The organism is Ornatilinea apprima (genome assembly GCF_001306115.1).
Classification (GTDB): domain Bacteria; phylum Chloroflexota; class Anaerolineae; order Anaerolineales; family Anaerolineaceae; genus Ornatilinea; species Ornatilinea apprima.
The window spans coordinates 67690-91021 of record NZ_LGCL01000031.1 but is presented as its reverse complement, the minus strand read 5'-3'; the positions used below and the strand labels follow the sequence as shown (position 1 = coordinate 91021).

At 51.2% G+C, this 23332-nt stretch carries 17 protein-coding genes; 11 read left to right on the top strand and 6 right to left on the bottom strand.

All coding sequences use genetic code 11. The annotated features are described in order from the left end of the window. Positions 1 to 1092: 1092 nt before the first annotated feature. From ADN00_RS13710 to ADN00_RS13685, 6 genes are all read right to left on the bottom strand, one after another. The gene (locus ADN00_RS13710) at positions 1093 to 2310 is read right to left on the bottom strand and encodes a sugar ABC transporter permease (RefSeq protein WP_075063562.1); all 1218 of its coding nucleotides are present in this window, start codon (positions 2308 to 2310) and stop codon (positions 1093 to 1095) included. 40 nt (positions 2311 to 2350) lie between these two features. Next, positions 2351 to 3877: a sugar ABC transporter ATP-binding protein gene (locus ADN00_RS13705; RefSeq protein ID WP_236691517.1), complete on the bottom strand. Its 1527-nt coding sequence runs from the start codon at positions 3875 to 3877 to the stop codon at positions 2351 to 2353. A gap of 257 nt (positions 3878 to 4134) precedes the next feature. Further along, entirely contained in the window at positions 4135 to 5277 is a 1143-nt protein-coding gene (locus ADN00_RS13700; RefSeq protein ID WP_075063560.1) for a substrate-binding domain-containing protein, read from the bottom strand. 170 nt (positions 5278 to 5447) lie between these two features. Next, positions 5448 to 6665, bottom strand: a complete 1218-nt coding sequence (locus tag ADN00_RS13695) for an ROK family protein (protein WP_075063559.1) — start codon at positions 6663 to 6665, stop codon at positions 5448 to 5450. 172 nt (positions 6666 to 6837) lie between these two features. After that, entirely contained in the window at positions 6838 to 7137 is a 300-nt protein-coding gene (locus tag ADN00_RS13690) for a hypothetical protein (RefSeq protein ID WP_152966358.1), read from the bottom strand. After that, complete coding sequence (locus ADN00_RS13685) at positions 7128 to 7379, bottom strand: hypothetical protein (protein ID WP_075063557.1); 252 nt, start codon at positions 7377 to 7379, stop codon at positions 7128 to 7130. Before ADN00_RS13685 ends, ADN00_RS13690 begins: the two co-directional genes overlap by 10 nt. 234 nt (positions 7380 to 7613) lie before the next feature. On the opposite strand from ADN00_RS13685, the gene ADN00_RS13680 reads away from it, so the two are divergent. The 11 genes from ADN00_RS13680 (at position 7614) to ADN00_RS13630 (ending at position 22971) form a co-directional block, all read left to right on the top strand. Continuing rightward, positions 7614 to 9200, top strand: coding sequence for a leucine-rich repeat domain-containing protein (locus tag ADN00_RS13680; protein ID WP_152966357.1), 1587 nt, complete (start codon positions 7614 to 7616; stop codon positions 9198 to 9200). Positions 9201 to 9644: 444 nt separating this feature from the next. Next, positions 9645 to 10664, top strand: coding sequence for a LacI family DNA-binding transcriptional regulator (locus tag ADN00_RS13675; RefSeq protein ID WP_075063555.1), 1020 nt, complete (start codon positions 9645 to 9647; stop codon positions 10662 to 10664). A 205-nt stretch (positions 10665 to 10869) separates the two neighbouring features. Continuing rightward, positions 10870 to 12249, top strand: coding sequence for an extracellular solute-binding protein (locus tag ADN00_RS13670; protein WP_075063554.1), 1380 nt, complete (start codon positions 10870 to 10872; stop codon positions 12247 to 12249). A gap of 195 nt (positions 12250 to 12444) precedes the next feature. After that, positions 12445 to 13389 carry a carbohydrate ABC transporter permease gene (locus tag ADN00_RS13665; protein ID WP_082390140.1) on the top strand — a complete coding sequence of 315 codons (945 nt, stop codon included), beginning with the start codon at positions 12445 to 12447 and terminating at the stop codon, positions 13387 to 13389. A gap of 13 nt (positions 13390 to 13402) precedes the next feature. Then, positions 13403 to 14272, top strand: coding sequence for a carbohydrate ABC transporter permease (locus tag ADN00_RS13660; RefSeq protein ID WP_075063552.1), 870 nt, complete (start codon positions 13403 to 13405; stop codon positions 14270 to 14272). A 117-nt stretch (positions 14273 to 14389) separates the two neighbouring features. Further along, entirely contained in the window at positions 14390 to 16534 is a 2145-nt protein-coding gene (locus tag ADN00_RS13655) for a glycoside hydrolase family 3 C-terminal domain-containing protein (protein ID WP_075063551.1), read from the top strand. 13 nt (positions 16535 to 16547) lie between these two features. Beyond that, a complete protein-coding gene (gene xylA, locus ADN00_RS13650) occupies positions 16548 to 17714 on the top strand; it encodes a xylose isomerase (RefSeq protein WP_075063550.1) in 1167 nt (388 codons plus the stop codon). A 48-nt stretch (positions 17715 to 17762) separates the two neighbouring features. Beyond that, positions 17763 to 18650 carry a hypothetical protein gene (locus ADN00_RS13645; RefSeq protein ID WP_082390139.1) on the top strand — a complete coding sequence of 296 codons (888 nt, stop codon included), beginning with the start codon at positions 17763 to 17765 and terminating at the stop codon, positions 18648 to 18650. A 5-nt stretch (positions 18651 to 18655) separates the two neighbouring features. Next, complete coding sequence (gene xylB / locus ADN00_RS13640) at positions 18656 to 20149, top strand: xylulokinase (protein WP_075063549.1); 1494 nt, start codon at positions 18656 to 18658, stop codon at positions 20147 to 20149. A gap of 440 nt (positions 20150 to 20589) precedes the next feature. After that, positions 20590 to 21435, top strand: a complete 846-nt coding sequence (locus tag ADN00_RS13635) for an SDR family NAD(P)-dependent oxidoreductase (protein ID WP_075063548.1) — start codon at positions 20590 to 20592, stop codon at positions 21433 to 21435. 453 nt (positions 21436 to 21888) lie between these two features. After that, positions 21889 to 22971 carry a GNAT family N-acetyltransferase gene (locus ADN00_RS13630; protein ID WP_075063547.1) on the top strand — a complete coding sequence of 361 codons (1083 nt, stop codon included), beginning with the start codon at positions 21889 to 21891 and terminating at the stop codon, positions 22969 to 22971. Positions 22972 to 23332: the final 361 nt, after the last annotated feature.

The following is a 23332-nucleotide window of genomic DNA, read 5'->3' as shown; positions in this document are numbered from 1 at the left end:
CAAGCACTTTTTCCTCAATTTCCTTGGTCACACCTTCCACTTTTATGGTTATACTGATATGGACAGCTTCGTCTGTCATCGAGAGTTCCTTTCTTTGTTGTTTGTGCCAACTTCAATATTGACTGGAACTCTCTCTTTTTTCAACCCCTTCTATGGATTTTTGTGACTGTAACCGCGAAAAAAGTCTCACTTGACCCGGTCATAAAAAGTCGCTATCATACGTCTAATAACTCGTAACCAAAGATCCTCCGGCCCCTTCAGAAGAGCGTCCCTCAGACCAGGCAAAAATGCGCAGCCTGCGTTCAAAACGTTCCGAAACCAGGAAAATCTCTTGTAACCCGGAGGTCACGTTAGTACCCTTTAGGGTAGTGGTTCGAATCCACTCCCCGCTATCTAGAGCAAACCGGAGACCAACAATCTCCGGTTTTTTATTAGCCCGGTGGATTTCGATTATAAAATTTTCTTTTTTGGAGGATTTTGTAATAAACCGAAAACCTTCAGGTTCGTCAATGAAACTATCAATTGCTATTGAAGGATTTTTGAACATCAAAGAAGCAGAAGGATTAACTGCTCGTACTGTGGAATAATGCTATAGGCAGTTAGAAATGTGGATTGAATTTGCACCACTGGATTTTGATACTGCGGCGCTTGGCTAACCATCCAAAAGTCCATTCGATGACCCACCGGCGGGCCGGGAAACTCTTTTCGCTTGGAATTGGACACTCCTCAAGTTTCGGCTCATTCCTCCGACGACGATGCTTGATGTGGCGTGATTTTGACTATATGTGGATGGTGGGCCTGCCCGTCGAACTTGCCTGTGATGGTTTTAGTTGCTTTACCGTGCCAGCGAATCTTTGGCAGTGTTCGATTGTGACGGCTAAGATACCTGGGGCGCTGGTCTCTTCGGAGATTTATGCTTCATGGAGTGGCTCCCGGCTTCGGGCTACCGGCACGCCCTGAACTTCAGGGATGTAAGTGGGGCTGTCTCTACAGAGTGGACAGCCCCAGGAAATTTAGCGTCTACAAGAACGCCTTAAACTGCATTCCCCGCAATCCAAGAATTGCGGGGAAGGAGAGAAAGGGAAAAAAAGTTTAAGCTTTACCCTTCTTGAAAGCAACGTCTAACAGTACAGCCAGCACCAGCACAACACCCTTGACCATGTATTGCACGTACGGCTGCACGTTGAGCATTTGCAGACCAGTGGTCAGGCTGGACATGATCAACGCGCCGATCAACGCGCCAAAGATCGTGCCGGAACCGCCCGTCGGAGAGGTGCCGCCCAGGATGGCACTGGCGATCGCATCCAACTCGTAGCCTTCACCCGCTGCAATCGTGCCATAGCCCACATAAGAAGCCAACACCACGCCGCCCACGCCAACCAGCAACCCCATCACCGTATAGACCATGAAGAGGGTTTTCTTAATGTTAATGCCCGAGAGGCGCGCCGCCTCACGGTTGCCGCCGATCGCATAAGTGTAGCGCCCAAAGCGAGTGTTATTGGCCACATAAGACATGAGCACCGAAGCCACTGCCAACAGCGCTACCGGCACCTGCACGCCCTTGTATTGGTTGACCATGAACACATAAACCAACACCAGCGCGGAGAAGAAGCCCGTCAACAGGATATCATAAGCGAAGTTCGGCACATGCACGCCGTATTGGCGTTTGCGTTTTCGCCCGGTGACCATACTAAAGAACAAGAAAGCCACCACCAGCGCGGCGATAATCCACCCAACCAGGTCGGGTAAATAGCCCTGGGCAATATAGTCAAAGCCCACCTGGTTGGCCGGGATGGTCTTGCCTTCCGTGCGCCACAGGATTAACCCGCGGGCAATAAAAAGGCCGCCCAGGGTCACAATGAAGGGCGGAACACGCAGGTACGCAATAATCGAGCCTTGCAGCGCTCCAAAGATAACCCCAATGATGATGCCGATAATCACAGACAAAATCGCCATCACAATCGGGTTTGCAATCGGGATGGTTTGCACCCAAAAACGTGCCTGCAGGAAAGCCACCATCACCGAGACAAACCCGGCTGCCTTACCCACCGAAAGGTCGATACCGGCAGTGACAATAACCAGCACCATGCCAATGGCAAGAAACGATGTCACCGTCATCTGGCGGAACAGGTTTGAAAAGTTCTGCGCCGACAGGAATGAGCCCTTGGTCAACACTGCAAAGAACACCCAGATGCCGATCAACGCCAGGATGATCGTATAGGTTTGCATATTTTGCCGGAACCGCTTGGATAACTCTCCCAGCAGACCCAGTTCTTCATCAGGCTTTTTTATTTCAGGCGTAACAGCCATACTTCCTCCTTAGAATTTTCAACCCACCCAGCAAGGTCGATCAGGCAACCCCGGTAGCCAGTTTCATAATATATTCTCGAGTTGCTTCTTCAAGCTCCAGCGTCGGGCTTGAACGCCCTCCACACATCACCATGATCCGATCGCTCATCCCCAGCACCTCCTCCAGGTCGCTGGAAATCATGATGATGGACACGCCTTTCTCGGCCAGATCGTTCATCAACTTATAAATTTCAAACTTTGCCCCAACATCAATTCCCCGAGTAGGATCATCCATGATCAATACCTTGGGATTGGATAGCAGCCACTTGGCAATGACCACTTTCTGCTGGTTGCCGCCCGATAAGGTCTCGGCCTCAACATCCAGGTTTGGCGCTTTAATCGCCAGGTTCTTAGCCTGCTGGCTGGCGGCAGAATACTCGGCGTCACTGTTAATTCGGAAGAATGCCGCAAATTTATCCAGGTTAGGCAGTGATACATTCTTTAGGATGGTCTGGATCAGCACCAGCCCCTGACGCTTGCGGTCTTCGGGAACCAGGCTGATCCCCTGCAACATGGCTTCATGCGCGCTGTTGATTTTTAACTCTTTGCCTTCCAACACAATGGAACCCTCGGTGATCTTTGCATATTCACCAAAGATGGTCGTCACCAGTTCGGTGCGCCCCGAGCCCATCAAGCCCGCTATTCCCAGGATTTCGCCCTTGCGTAGTTCGAAGTTGACCCCTTTCAGCACCTTGCGGCCCGAGTCTAATGGGTCGGTGGCGTGTAGATTCTTGACCTCAAAAATTACCTCTCCGGGGCGACTTTCTCGCTTGGGGAAGCGCTCTTTCATTTCTCGCCCTACCATGTAGCGCACCAGGTCTTCCTGGGTCAGCTCGCTGGTCGGCTTAGAAATGATTGTTTTTCCATCACGCAGCACGGTTATCGAATCGGTGATGCGGAAGAATTCGTTTAATTTATGGGAAATATAGATGCAGGTCACGCCGTGACTCTTCAGCGTTTCCAGTATCTCCATCAACTTTTCGATTTCGGCTTCGTTCAAAGCACTGGTGGGTTCGTCCAGGATAAGAATTTTTGCGTTTTCAGAGAGCGCCTTGGCAATCTCCACCATCTGCATCTTACCCACGCCGAGCTCTTTCACCGGCACCTGGGGAACCACGTCCAGCTTATACTTGGTCAAAATTTCCCGAGTGTCGGAATACACCTTATTCCAGTTGATCAGACCAGCCTCGGTTGGCTCTTTGCCCAAAAAGACATTCTCGCCCACGGTCATGTTCGGCACCAGGGTCAGTTCCTGGTACACGATGGCGATACCATCTTTCATCGCCTGCTGAATCGCCCCTTCTCCCAGCTTTAACTCCCGGCCGTCATACAGGATCGTCCCCTCGTATGTACCATAGGGGTAGACCCCCGACAAAATTTTCATCAGGGTCGACTTTCCCGCGCCGTTTTCACCACACAAGCCGTGAATCTCCCCACGCTTTATCTGCATCGACACATCATTCAGCGCGACCACGCCAGGAAACGTCTTTGTTACATTGCGAATATCCAGAATAATATCATCGCTCACGGAATGCTCCTTCATCAGCCAGGCTTTCTACTGACCGAAGTGCTAGAAGTTTCCATTCATCCATAATGACTCAGGTGAAAGAACCGAGTAAACAATCGATTAATTATTATATAGGATTGTATCTTATATAAGGTACAACTATTTTTAGAGAGTTTGCAAAAGGGGGTCTACGAGAGCCGCAGACCCCCTTTTGACTTAGTCGTTCGACTTCTTAGCGTCTAAAGCCGAACTCGGGGGATTGCCTTTCAGCTAAAACCCTAGGGTTTTGGCGGCTTCTGATCATCTGGGATGTCGCGATAGACATCGTCGTAGGGCTGGAAGCCGCTCTTGACCACCAGGTCGTACAGGTTGTCTTTGTTGACCTGCTGAACCTCTAGGAACAAGCAAGGAACCTCACCCTGGTAGGCGGGATCGTTGGTCAGCTCGGCCATGGTGTAGTTGGCCATACCAGGAACCGTGCCGCCCTTGAGCAGAGTGTCGAGGGTTTCGACAGCCAGCGGGGACAGGTTGCGGATGTCTTTGAGGATCGAGACGGTCAATTCGCCGCGCACGATGCTGTTCGAGCCATCGGCCGTGGCGTCCTGGCCCGAGATCGGCACGACACCAGCCAGACCCTGGGCTTTCATCGCCTGCAAGGCGCCCAGAGCAGTTCCGTCATTCGAAGCCACCACCGCGTCGATGTCATTGCCGGCAGCCGTGAGGATGTTCTCCATCAGCTTCAGAGCATTGGCAGCATCCCAGTTGTCAACCCACTGGTCGGCAACCACTTCGATCTTGTCTTCGTACTTGGCGAGGATTTCGTCCTGGCCCTTGCGGAACAGGATCGCGTTGTTGTCGGTCGGGGAGCCGCCCAACTTCACCAGGCGGACCTTGCCGTTCGCGGCCACGTCCCAGTTCTCGATGTCGATGGCCTTCATCACGCCGTCCGCCTGCTGGCGGCCAACTTCCACGTTGTTGAAGGACAGATATGCAGCAATCTTGGGGGTCTTGATCAGGCGGTCATAAGCGATCACTTTCACGCCTGCATCGGCGGCTTTTTCCACCGAGGTCACAACCGCGTCGCCATCTTCCGCGACCACGATCAGGCCTTTCACGCCCTGGCTGACCATGTTGTCGATCTGATCGTTCTGCGCCTTCACGTCGTGATTGGCTTCCTGGGACAGAACTTCGTATCCAAGATCTTCCAACAAACCACGCAGCAGAACCTCTTCGTTCTTCCAGCGTTCGGTCGCGAAGTCAGAGAAGGACAAACCGACCTTAATCTTCTCTCCCGCGGCAGGAGCTGCGGTCGTATCCTCAGCGGCAGGCGCCTGCGTCGCAGGTACACAGCCGAAGAGCATACTTGCAATCACCAGCAACCCTACCAGGGTCATAATCGTACGATTGAACTTGCCTTTCATAATTTTCCCTCCAAATAGAAACCATCAGATTATTGAATACGGCGTAGACAGAACAGCTTCTCCTTTTCTCCTGATCACCTCCTGTTTTCTTCTCATAGACTCCAGCGCTACCAGAGACTGTTCAACGGAGAATCTCGCCCTGGCCAAAATTCTCCGAACCAGGCTGGGGGTTAACCCAGGGGTTCGCGCAGAATATCGTCCAGAACGAGAGCTATCGCCCCTAATAAACAAGCGTCTTCTCCCCGGGCAGAGACTTCGATACGCGTTATGTTGCGCAAAGGGGGCATGACGTTTTGCTGCATAGAAGCGTTAATAGCCGGCACCAACCATTGGCCGGCTCCACTCAATGTACCACCTAAGATGACCAGTTCGGGATTAAAAATATTGATAAGGTTGCAAATTCCGAACGCCAGATGCCTGGCATAATCTTCTAATACGGAGAGAACGACCGCGTCCCCTTGCTGCGCCGCCTCGATGACTTCGTCCATCGTGATCTTGTACAAATCACCACCAACTAGATCGGCAATCATGCTCTTGTTGCCGTCCTTTAGCCGCAGGATAATATCCCTGTACAGATTGGACGGCCGCACATAGGTCTCCCAACAGCCATGCCGTCCGCAAGCGCACAATTCCCCGCCTTTATACAGGGCCATATGCCCAATCTCCCCGCCGTAGCCGTTGGCGCCACGGAAGAGCTTGCCGTCGATCATCACCCCACCCCCCAAACCAACGCCGGTCTTCAAGAAAATAAAATTTTCAATGTTGCGGGCATTGCCATAAAAATACTCGCCCAGACAGGCGCAGTTGGCCTCGTTTTCCACAAAAACCGGCAGGCCAAAGCGACGCGTCCAAATCAGGCGCAGAGGCACGTCCATCCAGTGCAGGTTGGGCGCAAACACCAGTTTGCCCTGTTCCGCATCTACCAAACCTGGCACCCCCACGCCAATGCCCAGCGGGCGCAATCCAAGACTTTTGCCTGCTTCCAGTGCCTCGGCAATCACTTGTTCAACTTGCTCCAGCTTGGCAATTTGATGTTGACTCTCTGGCGTTGCCTGAGTTCGGCGCCAAAGAATTTCGCCCACAAAATTTGTAACGATGACCGCCAGGAAATCCACGCCGACTTCCAATCCTACAGCAAACCCGGCGTTCGGGTTCACTTCCAACAGGGTGCCTGGACGGCCAACCTTCGAGCCCTGGCGATGGATTTCGCGCACAAAGCTGTGTCCAATCAACTCGTCCACAATCAATGAAATGGTGCTGCGCATCAATCCCGTCCGGGCAGCCAGATCGGCCCGTGATAGGGGCGCGTACAAACGGATGCAATCCATGACAATGGACGCATTCATCTCGCGAACAAGCGTTTGGTTGGCAGTTTTTGGTTTAGCCATAACATCCTAGGGGGAAATTTGTTTGTTTGACGATCAAACTTAAGGATCATTGTATACTTTTCCGATCGAAAGTCAAGTACGAAATCTTAGGGCAGGCGTTGAAAATCTTTTTTTAGGCACACTCCTTGTGTCGGCTCGGCCAGCCTGTGCGCGCGGCCTTCCTGAGACTCCTTCAAACCTCCTTACAGCGACCTGCAATTCTCGATGGTTGGTCACCCATCTTCCTCGGCAGACCCACCAGCAGCGCCAGCGGGCCCAGCAGCAGCAACCACATGGCTGCATACAGGCCAAAATTCTGCGCTGCCAACCCCAACCCCAGCGGGATCAACCTGCCCATGAGTGCAACCGCGTTATCCAGAACCAGGATCGCCGCGCTCTGCTTGCCCAGGTCACTATACAAATTGCCTTGATGATCAAGTACCAGCCCGAGTTGAATATCCCCAGCCATCCCAATAGAACCAGTTACAGCCACAAAGGCTCGACCAGCAGGAAGGCCGGGTAAAGAATCAATTCCAGCGCCACGCTCACCCGCAGGTAATCCAGCCCCTTCACCCGCTCCAGCAACGGAATGAGCAAAAAATCGCCCGCCAGGCCCACCACCGTCCACACGCTGATGGCCATCGCCGCCCCTCCGGGGTCCATATTGACCATATCCACAAAATATAGCGCCAGGAAGCTGTAGAGCACATCCAGCATCAGGTCGGAAAACTCCAACAGTGCCCACCACGCCTCTACAATGCAAGCGCACCGAAGTGGGTTTTATATTTTCACCAAACCTAAACGTCAACAAGTGATGTCCTTTGAATTGCACGGCTTAACTTGTGATCAGGTGGTAAGTGTTAAATACAAAGGGGAATAAAATTCTCATAATTTATAGGGACAAAAAGGATGCCCACCTGTTAGCCCATCTTCACATGTTCAGGCAAAATAAATTAAGGATTCCTTTCGATGATGAAATCTCATAATAAGCTGATAACAGTTTTGCTGACCATAATCCTTGCAGCCTGTAGCACACCCCCTGTGACAACGCCCCCATCAACCCCGGTTGCGGAAGTCACGACGACCTCGTCTCTCGTTGCGACGCCGGTGCCCGTCATCGTAACATTGGTTGATCCGGTGCTGGATGCAATGGTACGTGGCTCAATGGGCAAAATAGAAGGCGACATTACCCTGGCTGAGGCACAGGCGGTGACGAGGATGAATTTCAGCAATGAATTACAAAGCTACATTTCAGCAGAGGCACCGATCAAGGATCTCAACGGACTGGAGAACTTCACCAATCTTGAAATCCTCGACCTGTCCAATCATGTTGTCACCGATATTTCGCCGCTGGCGGGGCTGACCAAACTGACCACCTTGTCGCTGGCTGGTAACCCCGTCGCGGATGTTACGCCACTCGCAGGGCTGACGGACCTCCAGTTCCTGATCCTTTCCGGCAGCCAGGCTCAAGAGTACAGCGCGCTATCGAACCTGATCAATTTACAAGTCCTCATGCTCGATCATTCGACCATATCTGACCTCACTCCCCTGGCCGGGCTGACCAACCTGCGCCAGCTCTATCTGGCAAACTCCTCCATTGAGGATCTGTCCCCCCTCGAGACCATTTACCCAAACCTCGAAGAGAAGGATTTCATCATTGCCACAACCCTGGCTGAACTCGGATTCAACCTGGACTTCAACAGTCACCAGGCGTTCTTTGACGGCGAGGATGTTTCTTTCACCATCCACCATGTCGCCTGGGGTTCTCCTCCAGAAGGTTGGTTCACCAACACCATCCGCACCTCAATGTATACCGAGAGCGGTTATAAGGTGTTACTGGGCTACTATGGCGATCTCGACGCATACGTCTTCATGTTCCATAAGGACGGCGAACAACTCGTGAACTACGTCTACGACGCCCCCAGCGGTGACATCAACATCAGTGAAGAAGACCGCGCGAATATCGAACAGGTGGTGCGGGCGGCATTTGAGGTCATGGAAGGCGAGGATCCGCTGCTCGCGCCCATGCGCATTTTTCACGATACTGTCAAAGATACCTTCGGCATGACACCTGCCAAGTTGTATGCGCTGCCGTATGCGCCGCCAAATCTCAAGAACCTGGGCTTCTACGCGGATGAGCCCAACGCGGTCTATCTATATGAATATCGCGGCGAAAGCATTTTGGACGACGTAAACATGGAAGTCCATCGCCCTGAATGGGGAGAGAAGGAGTTTGACGTTCGCTTTTTCACTCCCATCAGTAATGAATATCGCATCGTGATCACCTGGCACGCGGCCGACAGAAAGTTCATCGCCAGCGTGGACGATAACAGCCAGGGCGGCGGGAGTTTTGAATACTTCATCGATACCGGCGAGCATCAAGATATCTGGTGCAGCTACAAAGACAAGACCGTGGAAGAATACTTCACCAAGGCCTACAACGATCCCGCGATCGAGGATGTTTACCAGCATTCCGTGGATTTAATGGTGCAATACATCCGTGATACCTTTGGAATGACGATAGAGGAGCTGTATTCTCTGCCGACAGGTGAATAAGGATTATAGGGTGTTATCGAGACCAGTTGGGTAGGATGCCACAAGATCAAGTGCAAGCAGGTAATGGTAACAGTTTGCCTGCCTACGAAGAAAACGAACAAACAAATACCTTAAAAAAACTCTATCAAAGGTTTTGATGAGCGATCTGTTTCTATTGAACCAATCGATCTATATAATGCGTGGGGAACGTTTCTATTCTTTCTCGGATGCCTGCAAGCGTAGTTCCAATTCCCCAATCCCGCAAATGAATTCGCTAAAGTCTCAGAAATATCACTTTTCTCACCCAGCATAAATCCGTCCCTTGATATTCCCATAGATGAAAGCCCATCGATGAGAAAATCTTTAACCTTAAAAAATCCTTGTATTTTTTTTTGATGTATGCCATAATACCGGTAACGATACCGGTAACGATACCGGCATCGTTACCGAAAGAGGCTTCCCTTCATGGATCAAGAAAAACAATCGGTTACCATTCAAGATGTTGCCAGGACGGCTGGCGTTTCCGTTTCCACGGTCTCTCGCGCGTTAAACGGCAAATCTGACGTAGCCAAAGAAACCCGAGGCCGCATCCTTTCAATTATAGAAGAAATGGGCTTCACCACCAACCTGGCCGCCCGCAGCATGAGAAGCCAGAAGAAAAACTTGATCGGCTTAATCATGCCAGATATTGCGTATCCCTTTGCCATCGAAGTCATGAAGGGTGTGAACCGGGCAATCGCGGAATCAGAGTTTGACCTTCTGGTTTACACCACGGGTAACGTGCGCAAAAGCGGCCGCGCGCACCATGAAAGAAAATATGTTTCGCTCTTAACTAAATCCATAACGGATGGAGTCATCATTGTTGCGCCTGTAGTGGGTGAATTCAATACCGATGAACCCATTGTCTCCATCGATCCAGTCATGAGCAACCCGACAAACCCTGCTGTTCACGCCACCAATTATCAGGGCTCAATGGAAGCAATGGAATATCTGATCGGATTGGGACACAAACGGATTGGATATATCGGCGGGCGTGTCGAACTGGAGAGTTCAAACCGCCGCTTGCTTGGCTACCGAGATTCCCTAAAGAAAGCCAACATTCCTATTGACGAAAAATTAATCGCCTCAGGCGATTTCACCACCGAGACGGGTATCAGTTGTTCTCGAATGTTACTTTCATTGCCAAACCGCCCTACGGCAATCTTTGCGTCGAATGACCAGATGGCTTTGGGAGTTTTTCAAGTGGCGGAAGAGATGGGGCTGCGCATCCCAGAAGATCTCTCTCTGGTTGGTTTTGACAATATTCCCGAATCAAAATACCTGGGACTAACCACAGTGGATCAATTTATCTCTGAAATGGGATATATGGGCACGCAAATGCTGATCAAGATTATCAATGGAATACCTCTTGATGAGCAAACCTATCGAATGCAGACACGATTGGTGATTCGAAATTCCTGTCGAGCGATAGACGCCAGGGATTAAGATCAATGCCCAAATTAATGCTCGAATATTTTGGGCAGCCTATTTGCACAGAAAAAGGAGGTGAGAGGGAATCAAGACAATTGTAAAAAACAGCAGGTCTTCTCTTTGACCCTGGTGAGCTAAAAGGAGACCTGCCAAATCGTGTGGAGGACTTCTCCGCACGTTAAGATTATACCATTTCCGTAACCCGATAAGGAGAAGAATCATGGCTCGTAAGTTGTACACTCTACTCAGCTTTGTGTTCATCGCAGCTTTCATGCTGTCTGCCTGTGCCGCTCCTACCGAAGCCCCGGCCGCTGCTGCTGACGCCCCGGCCGCTGCCACTGAAGCTCCGGCCGCTGCTACTGAAGCTCCGGCTGCTGCCGCTGAAGCCCCGGCCGCTGCCGCTGAACCAGTGACCATCACCTGGTGGCACATTTCTACCAAGGACCCTGCTCTTTCTGATTGGCAGAAGATGGCTGATGATTATATGGCCGCCCACCCCAATGTGAAAATTGAGATCACCGTCCTTGAGAACGAATCTTTTAAAACCAAACTGACCACCGTGATGCAATCTGGTGAAGTTCCGGATATCTTCCAATCTTGGGGTCAGGGTGGCATGATCGAGCAGGTTAATGCCGGTTTATTGAAAGACATCACCGCTGATCTTGACGCCAATGGCGGCGAATGGCGCAACAGCCTCGGTGCCTTGGATGCCTTCGCTGTGGATGGCAAGAACTACGGCGTTCCCTGGGATATGGGCGCAGTTACCTTCTGGTATAACAAAGACCTCTTCGCCCAGGCTGGAATCGACACAGTTCCCACCACGTGGAGCGAATTCCTTGCCACGTGCGAAAAATTAAAAGCTGCCGGCATCACCCCAATCTCCGTGGGTGAGGGCGACAAATGGCCTGGCATGCACATTTGGGCTTACCTCGTATCCCGTATTGGCGGCGCCGAGGCGTTTGCCGCAGCAGCTGCCACTGGCGATGCCCGTACCGGCTCGTTTGAAGACGAGGCGTTTGTTCAGGCTGGTTATGAGCTGAAGAAACTCGTTGATGGCGGTTACTTCCAGGAAGGTTTCTTGGGCGCGACCCACGATGAAATGAACGCTACGTTTGGCAATGGCAAAGCCGCTATGGAACTTGGCGGGCAATGGTCACCTTCCGTTCAGGCTGCCAACAGCGCCGATCTGGCCGGTGTTAAGAATCTCGGCATGTTCTCCTTCCCGGCAGTTGAGGGTGGCGCGGGGCTTGTAACCGATATCATTGGTGGCGGTAATGGCTTTGCCATCGGCGTCAACGCTGAGCCCGAAGCCATCGACTTCGTCAAATACCTGACCTCGGTTGAGAATCAAAAAGTCATCGCTGCCTCCAATACCGGCATCCCGGTAGCCAAGGGTGCTGGCGAAGCTCTGACCGATCCCAACATGGTGATGGTTGCCGAAGCAGTTGCCAATTCCACTTACTATCAACTGTATTTTGACCAGGTTTTGCCCTCCGCAATGGGTGGCATCATCAATGACGCTGTGCAGAAGCTCTTCGCTGGTGTAGCAACGCCAGAAGAAGTCTGCGCCGAAATCGAAGCCGGTTTCCTGTCTCAATAACCAGCAGTGATAGATCTGACAGGTGCGTGGAGGAGATCTTTACCGACACGCACCTGTCAAAACCTTGAATTTTCCGTTCCTCAGGTGTCTTCAGCAAAATAAAACGGGGCAGCAAACGCGTTCTGCGGGGCTGTATTGGGTAAAGCCGATTTTGCCCGGACCCCTGATTAGATCAAAATGCAGAGAAAGACCATAATGCAATCCAATTCTACCACTCGCAATTTTGTCTTGCCTAAGAAAGGTTCCCGCAACTCGCGTCATGCGAATGATCGGTTGGTTATTGTCCTTTTTCTGTTACCCGCTCTCGTTATTTTCCTGCTGTTTGTCATTTATCCCATATTCCGTTCAGTCTACTACAGCACTTTTGACTGGAAAGGTCTGGGAGCCGCGGTCAATAACGTAGGTTTGGGAAACTATAAGAAAGTCCTTGATGATGTCGTATTCTTAAAATCTGTAAAAAACGTCTTGATAATCATTGTGCTCTCGTTGGCGGTGCAGCTTCCTGCGGCGATCGTGTTGGCGACGATGGTCGGGCGTGATCTGCCGGGTAGAGCTTTGTTCAGGACGACGTTCTTTCTACCTTACGTGCTTTCTGAGGTCAATACGGGCATCATGTGGATGTTGCTCTACAATCCAGATCCAGAACGCGGTTTTATTAACGGCATTTTGGTTCAATTGGGTTTATCCCCAGTCAATTGGCTCGCCGATATGAACGTGGTTCTTATCGCTGTCTTTATTGCTCTAACGTGGAAATACTTCGGTTTTCATTTGCTTTTGTATCTCACCGGGCTTCAAAACATTCCATTGGAAATTGAAGAAGCTGCTCGCATGGATGGCGCGAATTCTATTCAAAATTTCTTCTTCATCACCTTACCATTGCTGGGCAGCACGATAAAAACTTCCGTTTATATGTCAGTTTTAGGATCCATTCAGCAATTTATTCTAGTTTGGGTAATGACAAGGGGTGGACCAGTAAACGCCAGTGAGACGATGGCGACCTACATGTACCGATTTGGATTTGTCAGATTTCAATTCGGATATGGATCGGCTGTCGCGATCATCATGTTTATCATCTGTGTGATCTTCTCACTCGTTTACCTGCAGTTAACCCGTAAACCTGATTATCTCACCGGTTTATAGAAAGGGACCATTCATGCGCAAACCCATCCCCACCCCTCGCTGGATGCAAAAAAATGTTCCAAGGATGATCCAATATATCATCCTTACGGTCACGTCAACGATGGTTTTCATTCCCATTGTGATTCTGCTCTTTGGCAGTGTGAAAACCACAGGACAGATGTATTCCAATCCATACTCGATTCCTAATCCGCCTAACTGGGACAATATCATCAACATCTTATCTACGTCCAGTTTTTGGCGATTGATGAAAAACAGCTTGATCGTCATGCTATCTACCACGGCGATTACTGTTCTTGTGTGCTCGTTGGTGGCTTTTATTTTCGCGCGCATGGAATTCCGCGGCAAAAATTTCTTTTTCAATCTTTTCACCCTTGGGCTAATGTTTCCCATCAACGTGGCCATCTTGCCAGTCTACTTCGTCTTAAGGCAGATGACACAATTCGGAATCAATATGATCGACAGCCTGGCGGGTGTCATACTGGTGCAAACCGCGTTCCAGTTGTCGGGCAACATTATGATTCTCCGTGGATTCTTCACGGCAGTTCCCCAAGATTTGCAGGATGCCGCCTATATTGACGGCTGCACCAATTTTGATTTCTTCTGGCGCGTCATGATTCCTTTGGTCAAGCCGTCCCTGGCGGCGGTGGCGGCGTTGGTCATGATTGCCAGTTGGAATGATCTGCTGGTACCACTTGTGGTTCTCAATAGCGACTCCTTATGGACTTTGCCATTAGGAGTCATGCAATTCCAGGGTCAATACGGTCAGGATTTAGCATTGATCTCAGCATTTGTGGCGTTGTCATCCATCCCGACGATTATTTTTTACTTCTTTGCCGAAAAACAGATCGTATCGGGTTTAACGGCTGGGGCAGTCAAAGGGTAATCGTTTTGACACGAAAAATACAACCCCTGTCACCAATCGGTTTGTGATCATCGCCATGCCATTGGTTATGTGTACAAAAGGGAAAACATTGACAGTCTTTATTCTAAGGAGCATTTAATGACCAATATTCCTACACCAGAGAAACCAATTTATCTGGATACATCGGCATCAATCTCTGAACGGGTCAAGGATCTTATCGAACGTCTGACACTCGAAGAAAAAGTGGGGTTGATGAGCCATGAATCAACAGGTGTGCCAAGGCTCAATATTCCCCGATATAACTATTGGAGCGAAGCCCTGCACGGGGTTGCCCGAAATGGAAAGGCAACGGTTTTTCCACAGGCAATTGGCATGGCCGCAACCTGGGATAAGAAATTAATTCACGAAGTTGCCTCTGCCATCGGTGACGAAGCCCGGGCGAAATATCATGCAGCCTTGCGCCGTAACGGCTACACAGATCAATACCAGGGATTGAACATGTGGTCCCCAAACGTGAATATTTTTCGTGATCCGCGCTGGGGGCGCGGACAGGAAACCTGGGGAGAGGATCCATACTTAACCGGCGAAATGGCAGCCGAGTTTGTTCGCGGACTGCAGGGTGATCATCCAAAATACCTCAAAACCGCCGCATGTGCCAAACACTTTGCGGTACATTCCGGACCAGAAAAAGACCGCCATACCTTTAACGCCATTGTTACCAAACGTGAACTTTTTGACACATACCTGCCTGCCTTTAAGAAGCTGGTCAACGAAGCCAACGTCGAGGCCGTAATGGGCGCATATAATCGAACGCTGGATGAGGTATGCTGCGCCAGCCAATTCCTGCTCGAAGACCTTCTGCGCGACCAGTGGGGGTTTAAGAACCATGTGGTCTCTGACTGTATGGCGCTCTCCGATTTTCATCAAAGCCACAAGGTAACTAATGATGCGGCAGAATCCGCTGCGCTGGCGTTGAAACATGGTTGCGATTTGGGCTGCGATCACGTTTTCAACGAGATTCCTGAAGCTATTGCCAGGGGATTGATCACAGAAGCGGATGTTGACCGGGCGCTCGAGCGTTCCCTTGCCACCCGCTTCAAGTTGGGCATGTTCGATCCGCCTGAAGAAGTTCCTTACACCTCCCTCAGTACCGATGTGGTGGGCTGCGAAGCTCACCGGCAGCTGGCATATAAAGTGGCTACCGAAGCGGTAGTGCTGCTGAAAAACAAGAACAACATTCTGCCGATCAAACCTTCTACCAAAAAAATATTTGTTACCGGGCCTACGGCAACCAGTATTGAAGTCCTGTTGGGTAATTACTATGGATTTAACAATCAAATGGTGACCCTGCTTGAAGGGATCACCGGCCGGATACCTGAAGGAATGGGCATGGAATATACCTCAGGCGCCATGCTGAAACATCCCAGGGAGATCAAGAAAACCTGGGCACCAGAAATGGGGCAAACTTCAGATCTGGCAATCGTTTGCGCAGGGTTATCTTCGTTTCTCGAAGGCGAAGAAGGTGAGTCTCTGCTCTCTCCGCAAAATGGCGATCGAGATAGCATTTCCTTACCAGCCAGTCAGGTTGACTACATTAAAGAGCTTGCCATCCATGGTGTGAAGATTGTGCTTGTCTTGACTGGAGGCAGTCCCATTGCCCTGGGAGAAGTCGAAGACATGGTGGACGCTGTGGTGTTCATCTGGTATCCGGGAATGGAAGGAGGAAGAGCAGTGGCTGATGTTCTGTTTGGTGATGTTTCTCCTTCAGGCAAATTGCCGCTGACGTTCCCCAAATCACTGGATCAACTGCCAGCTTTTGATGATTACAGCATGGACAGGCGTACTTACCGATACGCCACTGAAGAACCGCTCTATCCTTTTGGTTTTGGCCTGAGCTACAGCCGGTTTGCGTATTCAGACTTGCATCTGAACAGCAAGTCGGTAAAAGCCGGCGAAGTTTTGCCCGTCAACGTTACCATCCACAACCAGGGCGATCGAAGGGCCGCGGAAGTTGTGCAGTTTTATTTGAGCGATCTCGAAGCATCAACGATTGTGCCAATTCATCACCTCATCGGTTTCGAGAAAGTCACGCTTGATGCTGGCGAGAGCCGGGTCATCAGTTTTTCTGTGACGCCAGAGATGATGTCGTTGTATAATGATGATGGCAAACTAACGCTTGAACCCGGGGAATTCAAACTGGAAGTTGGCGGGTGTTCACCAGGTAAACGCGGCCAAGAATTGGGCGCCCCATCACCTGTAATCGCATATTTCGAAGTCAGATAAATAGGAGGAATTTATGGCAGCTTATCAACCCACTCCCGAGGATAAATTTACCTTTGGATTATGGACCGTCGGGAATCGCGGAAGCGATCCGTTTGGAGGTGAGGTACGCGGAGCGAAAACCCCCGCGGAGATTGTTTACATGTTGGCAGAAGTTGGAGCCTATGGGGTTAATTTTCACGATAATGATCTAATTCCGATCGATGCAACCCCTGCCGAAGCGGAAGCAATCAAAAGGGATTTCCGAAAAGCATTAGACGAAACAGGGTTGGTTGTTCCCATGGCAACCACCAACCTGTTCTACGATCCGATCTTCAAGGATGGGGCTTTTACTTCAAACGATCCAAAAGTTCGGGCTTACGCAATTCAAAAAACCATGAAAGCAATCGACCTCGGTGTAGAATTCGGTGCCGGGATCTATGTTTTCTGGGGAGGCCGCGAAGGTACCGAAACAGATGCCAGTAAAAACCCGGTCGATGCCATCAAACGCAACCGTGATGCCATCAATTTTCTGTGCGAGTACGCTCTCGAAAAAAAGTATGATTTGAAGTTCGCCCTCGAAGCCAAGCCCAACGAGCCGCGCGCGGATATCTATAACCCCACCACAGGTCATATGCTGGCTTTTATTGCCACGCTCGATCATCCCGAAATGGTCGGCGTAAACCCCGAGGTGGCTCACGAACATATGGCCGGTCTCAATTTCATGCACAGTGTGGCGCAGGCCTGGGAAGCCGGGAAACTCTTCCATATCGACCTGAACGATCAGTACCCCGGCCGCTATGACCAGGATCTGCGTTTCGGATCGCGAGATCTCAAGGCTGCCTTCTTTTTAGTCAAGTTCCTCGAGGATATCGGCTATGCCGGCTCGCGCCACTTTGATGCCCATGCCTATCGCACCGAGGACTATGAAGGCGTCAAAGACTTTGCCCGCGGCTGCATGCGCACCTACCTAATTCTGAAAGAGAAGGCAAAGCAGTGGAATGAAGACAAAGAGATTCAATCTCTCGTCGCAGAGATTAACGCGGATGACGGAGCGATGAGCTCATACCTCGGAAAATACTCGGCGGAGAAGGCAGCGGCTCTCAAAGCGCAGCCCTTTGACCGCGCTGCAATCGCTTCCCGCGGATTGAAATATGAGCGGCTGGACCAACTCACCATCGATCTGCTGCTGGGTAGTCGGTAAATTTCCGGAAGGGAGAGGGGTTAATCCTCTCTCCCTTTTGCATACCCTATGGTGAAAATGGCCAACTTAAACGATCTTGAATGCGTTGTGCTGGAAAATGATCTCTTGCGGATCCTGGTGCCGAAAGCACTGGGACCGCGTATTCTTTCCCTTTGCTTCCGCGGAGGTGAGAACCTGTTGGCAGTACTGCCGGATGTTACCACGGAACGCCCGGATGGCAAGCAATATCACTTTTTCGGCGGGCACCGCCTGTGGCTGGCGCCGGAAGACCCGCTGCTCAGTTACGCTTTCGATGACCAGGCGGTGGAGATCACCTCATCCGAAGCCGGGCTGCTAATCCGCAAAGAAGCGGAATCGGAGACAGGCATAGAAAAGTCCATCCTGGTGAATCTCGATCCGCAGCAGGCGAAACTGACCCTGACGCACCGTCTCACGAATCGGTCAAGCAGGCCGGTGGAATACGCTCCCTGGACGATCACCCAGTTCCGGACAGGCGGGTTGGCTATCCTGCCCCAGTCTGGTGCGCAAACCGGGCTTTTGCCAAATCGGACACTTTCCTTGTGGCCGTACACGGATATTACGTCTCCGTGCCTGAAACTGGGGAACCAGTTTATTCTCTTGCATGCCAACATGCAGACTCCGTTCAAGGTCGGTTTCCCCAATCCGCGCGGTTGGATGGCGTACTGGCTGGATGGCGTGCTGTTCGTCAAAAAGGCAGCCTTCGATCCGCAAGGGCGCTACCCTGATAACGGCAGTTCCAGTGAATGCTATTGCAACCAGTCCTTCCTGGAACTGGAGACCTTGGCGCCCTTAGCATTGATTGAGCCCGATGCCTCCGCAACGCATACAGAAACCTGGGAACTGCATTCAGACATTCCTATGCCAAACGATGAATCTGCGATACAGGCAATCCTGCAAAAAATCAGATTGGAGTAAATAATATGCCCTACTTTCTTGGTATAGATGTTTCCACTACGGCCACCAAAGCCCTGCTGATCGATTCCTCAGGGAAAGTGATTGCAGTCCATTCCACCACCTATGGCTTCGAGACACCGCACCCATTATGGAGCGAGCAGGATCCAGAATTATGGTGGAACGGCACCCAACAGAGCATCAGATCTGTTCTGGAGGAATCAGCGGTTGATCCTTCTGAGATATTCGGTGTAGGCCTGACCGGCCAGATGCATGGTTTGGTGCTGCTGGATGCGGCTCAGAATGTCCTGCGGCCAGCGATCCTCTGGAATGACCAGCGCACTCAAGCCCAGTGCGATGAAATCCACCAGCGGATTGGCAGAGAGCGGTTCATCCAAATCTCCGGTAACGTTGCCCTAACTGGTTTTACCGCCCCAAAGATTCTCTGGGTCAGGGAGAAAGAACCGGAAGTATACGCCAGGGTAACGAATGTGCTCCTGCCAAAGGACTTTATCCGGCACAGGTTGACCGGCGAGTTCGCCATGGACATGGCGGATGGTTCGGGCACCGTGCTCATGGACCTGAAGCAGCGGAATTGGTCGGAGGAAATTTTGGACGGATTGGAGATTCCCCGCTCCTGGATGCCTCGACTCTACGAAGGGCAAGAGATCACCGGACGGATCACCCCGGAAGCAGCGCAGGCAACCGGCTTGAAACCCGGCACACCGGTTATGGCCGGTGGCGGCGACCAGGCAGCTCAGGCTGTTGGCGTAGGAGCTGTTGAGCCAGGCATCATCGGCCTGACCGTGGGAACCAGCGGTGTGGTCTTTGCCACCACGCCTTCCGCATTGATCGAGCCGCAAGGCCGGTTGCACGCTTTCTGCCACGCGGTACCGGGTAGATGGCACTTCATGGGCGTCATGCTTTCCGCCGCGGGCAGCCTGCAATGGTACCACGACACACTTGCCCCAGAGATGTCCATCGCTGACCTGGTCAGGGAATCGGAAGATATTCCGGCAGGAAGTGATGGGCTGCAGTTCCTGCCCTACCTGAGCGGCGAGCGCACCCCGTATCCAGATCCATTGGCTCGCGGGGCTTTCATTGGCTTGACCGTTCGTCACAAACGCGCTCACATGACCCGCGCCGTATTGGAAGGTGTGGCTTACGGGCTGAAAGACAGTTTTCAATTAATCCAGAATTCGGGATTAGGCCAGATCAATCAGGTGCGCGCCTCTGGTGGAGGAACAAAAAGCCGCTTATGGCGCCAGATATTAGCATCCGTTCTGGAAGCTGAACTTGTTACGGTCAACACAACGGAAGGGGCAGCGTACGGGGCTGCTCTGCTGGCCGGGGTTGGCGCAGGCTATTGGAAGGATGTTGATGAGGCATGCAAGGCAGCGATCAAGCTCACCGGAAAAGAAGAGCCTCAAAGTGCTGAGATGGAACAATATCGAAAGGGATATGAAGTTTATCAGAAGCTTTACCCAGCCCTTAAAGATACATTTAAGCTGATGGGTGATTAAATGGGTCGATTCCCGATTCAACATACCAGCTTTTGAGAAGGATACTGCCTCAACCACATAAAGCATGCGCCCTTTGCAGTGTGCTTCTCGAAGCGTAATTGTTTGAATCCACTCCCCGCTACAGAGAGAGTCCCCAAAGGGGTGCAGAGCGAGGGCCTGAGGGTTGATGGTCGCGAAAAATTACTTTCACCGAAGATGCATCGGACAAGAGGATTTTTCAGTGAACCGGAATCCCTCAGGCCTGTCGTTTTCACTTTGTAATAACAAATCCATCAAACACAAAACTGCCCTAGCGTTAAGTAATCAGAGGTTGAATTTTATGAATGGGTGGTGCGGTAGTGGTTTGTACATATAATTTGGCCGATTTTTTTATATTGAAACAACTTTGTATAGTATGATTGGAAAAGTACAACTCCGTAGGCGAAAAGGCAAAAAGGTATATGAATTCTTTAGAAGGAAAAACAGCGGTAATTACCGGTTCAAGCAGAGGATTGGGATTTGCGATTGCAAAAGCCCTTGCCAAACAGGGAGCTAACGTGATTTTGGCTGCCCGGACAGCAGAAACGCTTCAATCAGCTGTTCATGAATTAAAAAAAGAGGGATACAAAGCGGAAGGTTTCCCATGTGATACTTCAAAACTTGAAGATGTAGAGAGATTGGCACAGCAGGCCGTTGCTACCTTTGGCCGTCTTGATATTTGGATCAACAATGCTGGCATTAGCGCCCCTTACGGATTAACCATGTCCATCGCGCCAGAGCGATTTAAGAAAGTAGTCGATACCAATATCATGGGTGTCTATTACGGTTCTTATGTCGCAATGCAGCACTTCTCTACTCAAGGCTCCGGAAAACTCATTAACCTGCTTGGCCGCGGAGAATCTGGTCCAGTGCCTTATCAGAATGCGTACGCATCCAGTAAAGCCTGGGTGAAAAATTTTACCAAAGCGCTTGCCAGGGAATATGCCGGAACAGGTGTGGAAGTGATGGCCTTTAATCCGGGGTTGGTGATCACAGAAATGCTTACCCAGGTAGATGCTATTCCCGGATTCGAAGAGAAAGTTCTGCCGCTGAATACGGTCATTCGCTTCTGGGGAAATATGCCTGAAGAACCCGCCCAAAAAGTAGCCTGGATGGCGTCATCCGCTACCGACCACAGAAATGGGCTGATGGTAAATTTCCTGTCTTTCGATCGGATGATGGCCGGCATTGGCAAGGAATTCTGGCGTTGGGTCACCCACGCTCCGATGACAAAACCCACAATTCAGGTTCGAGTAACGAGGATGTAATTGACCCCTTCATTCATCTCTTGATGAATCTTGACAAATCAAAAACGTGAAAGGGCCATAAAGTCTGAATTTGTGGATGTTCATTAAATATTACGTGGCCATTGTCCTCCAGGTGTCGTAATCAAAATGCATACGACAAGAAACTCGTAATCAAAGATCCTCCGGCCTCATCAGGAGAGCGTCCCTCAGGTCAGGTAAATTGCGGAGTTTGCTCAAAAAACCTCTCATTGTCTGAAACGAACGGGTAATGTAAACAGCATGGCCTTCTCTCCAGACGATGAGATTTTTGCAAGGGGTTCTAAGCACATACCATCCAGCTATGGTGTGCGCTGGAAAACACCACCTGGCAATCTGACAAGGCAGCGGTCTGCCCTTATCGCATCCATATCCAGGCTAAATCCCTGAGCGTTTGGTGCAATCCGCAAGCGGCGATTTCATAGGAGAAGATTCAACATGATCAATCCAGAGCTACTCATTCGGCCCATCCGCGATGGAGAGAAGGCTGAGGCGCAAAGAGTGATGCGCCGGGCGTTTTCTCCGCCTACCTGGCTGTTTCAGACGTGGAGTAAGGATGTGCTGGTAGCAGAGCACGCGGGCCGCATTGTGGGTGGCGTGGTACTCAAGGTTTTCACTGCGAGTAAGCGGAAGGTGGGTTTTGTCTCATGGCTCTTTACCGACCCAGAAGCGCGCGGGCTGGGCGCAGGGCAGGCGTTGATTGAGGGGGCGCTGGCATTCTTTGAAGCACAGGGCTGCACAGAATTCTCGGCGTGCGTGGAGGGGTACAACACCAGCTCCAGCAAGGTCTTTTCCACGCGCGGTTTTACGATTCTCTCGCTGGGGGAGCAGTTACGCCGTTATGGATTTGGCATCCTCCCCTATTGGTGGCATTCCTTTCACTTCATCGATGTGGGGCATTTTCTGTGGGTCAAACCCGGCGAAGAACAACCCGACAGCCCCTTGCTACAGTGGCTGGGAACATGGCTCATCAATGCGTTGTTGCTCCTGGTCGCGGTGTGGCGAGTGGGGACTCTGAGTGTCAATGATTTGTGGACGATTCCAACCGCCATCCTGGCGCTCTTCGGTCTCCGGTCGCTGGCAATGTGGGGAGCGGCAAAAGCGCAGGGCTTTGCTGTGCGTTTCCGCGCGTGGGAATCCAGCACAACGTTAGTAGCGATCATCGCGCTGCTCTTTGGCGGCTTCTTTCCGTTCCCTGGCAGCTTCTATCCCGTGGGGAATGAATGGCGCTATCGCGACGTGTTGCCCAAAATTGGACCAATGGCGCTGGCGGGAACGCTCGCGACGTTGGTGGTCGCCTGGGGAAGTTGGGCAGCGCTGCGCTGGAATCTGGCGCCGGGGTTGGGTCCGGTGCTGTTCCCCCTGCAACAGCTCAGCCGAATGTTGGCGATTTTGGAATCCATTGTTGCCTTCTTCCCGCTGATCAGCTATAACGGGCGGCGTCTGTGGGACTGGAACCGCGTCATCTGGGCGCTGGTCAGTCTGGCAGCGGTAGCGCTGGTGTTTCTTGCGAGGCTATAATTGCTTAAGACTGTCTTTCTTTTTTCCCAAAAGGCGAAATTTCTTCGCCTGATACGTGATTTCACCTATACGAATGATCATGATTCAGAAATGGCTTCTTCCATGATCGTGTATTGAGCCTGCCTGTGATCTAGGAGTCATCATAATACCTGCTGAGTGGTCAGTTCATGCCAATCCATTGAAAAGAGCCAACATGCATCGTCACATCATGATCGTGCCTTCCCTGGCCTGCCCGGCGAGCTGCTCTTATTGCTTTGGCCCACACTTCGGCAGTGCAAAAATGGATAAGAACACGCTTTTCTGAACCACCTTTGCGTGATCATCCACCCGGCCAATCACAGTTTTTGTGCCTTGGTGTACC